General features: G+C 37.2%; 5 protein-coding genes and 2 pseudogenes. All 7 read right to left on the bottom strand.

The window, feature by feature from the left end:
- Positions 1-82 precede the first annotated feature (82 nt).
- Complete coding sequence (locus L1266_RS21925; protein ID WP_235378345.1) at positions 83-535, bottom strand: hypothetical protein; 453 nt, start codon at positions 533-535, stop codon at positions 83-85.
- A gap of 63 nt (positions 536-598) precedes the next feature.
- Complete coding sequence (locus L1266_RS21920) at positions 599-1,096, bottom strand: hypothetical protein (RefSeq protein WP_235378344.1); 498 nt, start codon at positions 1,094-1,096, stop codon at positions 599-601.
- A 30-nt stretch (positions 1,097-1,126) separates the two neighbouring features.
- Entirely contained in the window at positions 1,127-1,879 is a 753-nt protein-coding gene (locus L1266_RS21915) for an immunity 49 family protein (protein ID WP_054554034.1), read from the bottom strand.
- Between the two features lie 10 nt (positions 1,880-1,889).
- Positions 1,890-2,156: a hypothetical protein gene (locus L1266_RS21910; protein WP_235378343.1), complete on the bottom strand. Its 267-nt coding sequence runs from the start codon at positions 2,154-2,156 to the stop codon at positions 1,890-1,892.
- Complete coding sequence (locus L1266_RS21905; protein WP_054554035.1) at positions 2,153-2,881, bottom strand: hypothetical protein; 729 nt, start codon at positions 2,879-2,881, stop codon at positions 2,153-2,155. The genes L1266_RS21910 and L1266_RS21905 overlap by 4 nt, the downstream gene beginning before the upstream one ends.
- Before the next feature lie 63 nt (positions 2,882-2,944).
- Positions 2,945-3,085, bottom strand: a pseudogene (locus tag L1266_RS22480) (RHS repeat-associated core domain-containing protein); the annotation flags it as partial.
- Positions 3,086-3,097: 12 nt separating this feature from the next.
- Positions 3,098-3,247: pseudogene (locus tag L1266_RS22475) on the bottom strand (hypothetical protein); the annotation flags it as partial.
- Between the last annotated feature and the right edge of the window lie 580 nt (positions 3,248-3,827).

The following is a 3,827-nucleotide window of genomic DNA, read 5'->3' as shown; positions in this document are numbered from 1 at the left end:
AATCGCCAACTGGTTGAAGCGATGATCAAAGTGAAGGCGCTAAATAAGATCAACACCCTTGGTCTGCCTAAATATCAGTAAGTTAAGTGAGTTTATTAGAGAGCTGCATTTGATCAACAAGGCCATCATTTAACCCCGAGAATGAATTAAATTGCTCTTTACTAAAAAGTGATGGTTTTTCAGCTTCATCCCTACTGAACTGTGCAAAAGGTGAGTTATCATAGTTCTCAGACACTTTAAAACCTTTTAATTTACTTACTTGAAATTCGAGGCTTTTTAAATCGCCCAGCCTTTTTACGAAATTAGTTATCTCTTCATCATCCTCTGGGTAATGGTATAAAAAAACTCCGTTTTCTGGTAAGTGATACTTTTTAACACATTCATCGCAGTACCAAGTTAAATCATAGCTATCATCTAGGAAATCAATTGCATATGGAATCGGCTTTATCCTGCTTTTATTTACAATACTTTTTGCTAAATGACTGCAAACTTTTTGTGCTGTAATGAATTTATCTATCTCTTCTTTTGTAGGCATTGTGTCACCGCTTTCATCTAACAAACATATAAAAAATTTTTTGCACGATAAACAATCGTAGGTTTACTCTTCAATCAATACCACGATAGATTTATTTTGCATTGAGGCATCTCTAAACGTAACAAAGTAGCGGTCGCGGACTATTTCATAAGCTTGCGGGTCAAGTTCACCAGCCCTATGCTCAATACTATCTACTAACACTTTATTTTCACTGTTCTCAATATCGACTTCAAAATACTTTTCTAATAAAGGGAATAGGTCTTGCACCATTTCATTCGAAAAAAAGCCAAATGAACCACTGATGTAAGCATCTGGTCCAATTAATTGATAAGGATAATAATGAAAAGTACATACCGGCAGTAACCCTTGGCCACCCACAACAGCATCAAGTAACTCTATAGCAGGAATAAATGCTCGCATATTAAGCTCTATTGATTGCCATCTTGTCGCTTCATCCTGAGTAATATCAATTAACGCTTGATACGTTTGCTCATCGCTTAAGTTCGAGGTTGTGGGATAGACAGCTTCATCAACAATAAAAAGATTAATCACATTACTCATCATTTCTTCTCTAAATTAGTGGCTAAAAATTTAATCGTTAATTAAATATAACGGTAAATAAAGTGAGTCTGTTTGACACTGCCAGCCATGCATATCTTTACCCAATTTGGCCATGCTAAGCGCATTTAATGACATGACCGCATTTCCATCTTCTTTAAAGTCGCCGTATTTACATTCATCAGTATGCCATGCAATGACTTTATCAATACTTGATTGCCATAATAAATTATCACCTATAGAGAGACCTTTAATCGCCTCAACAAGCGGCACAATGCATTGTTGTACATCTTTATCTTTTGTTGATTTAGCCTCAGTCAGTGCGCTTTCTATTTCGTTTGTAGAAAGCACTTTGCCTGTGCCTATTTTTATTAATAAATGATCATATAGAAAAATAGCTTTCTTGGTCACACTGCTGGTTGTAAAGTCATCTGCATGTTCACGTAATTTATTAATTATTGTTTCATCGCCAAACAATAAAGCGACATTTAACTCTCCTTGGATTGTCCACTCATTGTTATGCCCTTTTAGCTCGGAATCAAAACCTGTTAAGTATGCAAATGGTGCCGCTTCTTTTAGGTAAAATTTTGCTTCATTATAGTTTTCTAAAACGTAATGTGCACATGCCAATTCTTTGTATTCTTCAGAAAGAACCCAACACGCTCTTTTTTTAGTGTCTACCCCAACAGATGGGTCATTCATATGTTTTAATCTTATTTCTAATGTAATAGGTGATTCTTCAAATAGTTCACCAAATTCGAAATCATAATTATTAAGTTTTAACATTCTTCTTTTCCTATGGAAGAGGCTGAATCTTCCCACCAATTATATTACCTTCGACCTCTTTAGCTTCAATTACTAATTTAGTTATCTTTGGGTCGTCATTTTTCATAGCTCTTAAAATATCTTTACCTAACTTGTTCTTCTCTTTGTATTTTTTTGACTTTTTCATCGACTCTAAGCTTTTTTTAATCCAAGGATCCGTCATCTGGTTACCTTTTTTGGCGCCAGTCATTAATTTAGCGCCAGGACCTTTAGCTTCAACAACAAAGTACTCTATCACTTTGCCATTTTCGTCTCGTTTTGCCCATACTTGGTCGACTCCTGGACCTGGCCAAAGCCCATTTCCATTGTGGCTGGAGGAGGTGGGTCTGAAAACTCTTTTTCCATATACATTGAAGCACCAAGCTCACCTTTAGCCTCTGTAATCTTTGCTTTAAAAGCACCTTGCCTCCTAGCTGAATCTCCTGCCGCAATTGAGTCTTTTAGCCGCGTTTCATAGTGTTTTTTATACTCTTCAACTGCTTTGGTATGTTTTTCAAGAGTCGCATCTTCGGATTTAGGCTCTTTCTTATCTTCTTCTGGCTTTTTGTTAGGAGAGTGAATTTTTCCTTTCATTAACTTGCGTGTAAACACCCTAACTTTCCGATCTTCAATGTCGGAATTATTAGGAACACTCTCAACCCCCCCAGCTTTTAACACATCAAATACATGGGTTAAACAACTTTGGTTAACAGGATCATATAGTGGTGTATCCAAGTTATCTGGATTCCAATCAGCTCTATCAAGAGCCATGTCGCCTTCTCTAAGTGGTTGCCTTTGTAAGTCACTTGCAGCTATCGCATTTGGTAACTTAATCGTCGATTTCTCAATCGATTTACCTGCAAAATCTTCCTCATCGTAACCGATGATAAGTGTATTGGTTCTAGTGCCATCAGCCTCAGTACCACCATGTTGGTGAGTTTTAGTCGTATCAAACTTTGCTTTGACCTGAATCGCAAAATGCATGTCACTACCATGACCGATTTTTAAAACTGTGGCAGCCCCTTCCTTACAACTAAGTCCAAACGGATCTACCCAATTAACCGGATTCGGCGCGTATTGGTAATGGTTTATGCCGCCTACTAAGCCAATGGGGTCTTGGTTTATAAAGCGTTGTTGTTTGGGGCTGTAATAGCGGTAGCGGTTGTAATGTAGGCCGCTTTCTTCATCAAAATATTGGCCTTAAAAACGTATTGGCTGAGTGAAGCTGTTTTCTTTATTAAAGTCAGTATTAGCTTCTGATTCTTCATAGCCGTACACATCGGCGTGGTTTTGCCATACAACTTCTGCGTTATTGTTTGTAACAAAACGTGGGGTGTTTAGTTGGTCTAGGTGGTAGTAATATAGTTCGCCTTAATAACCACTTGCTTTCAAGTCAATATCCAGTAATACCGTAAGATTTTTTTAACATATTTTGACATTGGATTTTGAGCGATTTCGAGTTCTCAGGGCGCGAACCTATACATCAATCCACGGCAAATGCGTTTATAGAAGGGGGCAATTTAAGTAATTTATTTAATGCTGTTTGTATTGCTTTTACATCAGCTGGATTATTAACACCACTCAGACCAACTGACTGAGTTATTCTTATTGCTGATATATGAAAGTCCTTTTCATGTTTAAAAATGCTATTTGTGATTATTTAAAAATGCTCTTCACTACATAAAAACATACACACTACTTTGTTATCAGTGTTAGAGCTGTGTGGCATCCATTTTACTTGGCGCTTTATTGCTATTACACGAAAAATTCTATCTATTAATTACATCAACTGAAATTTAGTACTCGCGAATTCAAGTCCGAAGTGCACCACTCGCTAAATTAGGCTGCTTTGCGTAATTCATCGAATATTACCGCTGGTTGCCTAAACCCTAGACATTTTCTCGGCCTCGCATTGAGCGCCTTTTCTATG

This window comes from Pseudoalteromonas sp. Cn5-37, from assembly GCF_021532495.1.
GTDB classification, from domain to species: Bacteria; Pseudomonadota; Gammaproteobacteria; order Enterobacterales; family Alteromonadaceae; genus Pseudoalteromonas; species Pseudoalteromonas simplex.
The sequence above is the reverse complement of the archived record's forward strand: the minus strand, read 5'-3'. Positions and strand labels throughout refer to the sequence as shown.

Bases quoted from the DNA above. Each gene is read 5' to 3' on its own strand.
- L1266_RS21915 (WP_054554034.1), bottom strand. From the start codon at position 1,879: ATGTTAAAACTTAATAATTATGATTTCGAATTTGGTGAACTATTTGAA.
- L1266_RS21905 (WP_054554035.1), bottom strand. From the start codon at position 2,881: ATGCATTTTGCGATTCAGGTCAAAGCAAAGTTTGATACGACTAAAACT.
- L1266_RS21920 (WP_235378344.1), bottom strand. From the start codon at position 1,096: ATGAGTAATGTGATTAATCTTTTTATTGTTGATGAAGCTGTCTATCCC.
- L1266_RS21925 (WP_235378345.1), bottom strand. From the start codon at position 535: ATGCCTACAAAAGAAGAGATAGATAAATTCATTACAGCACAAAAAGTT.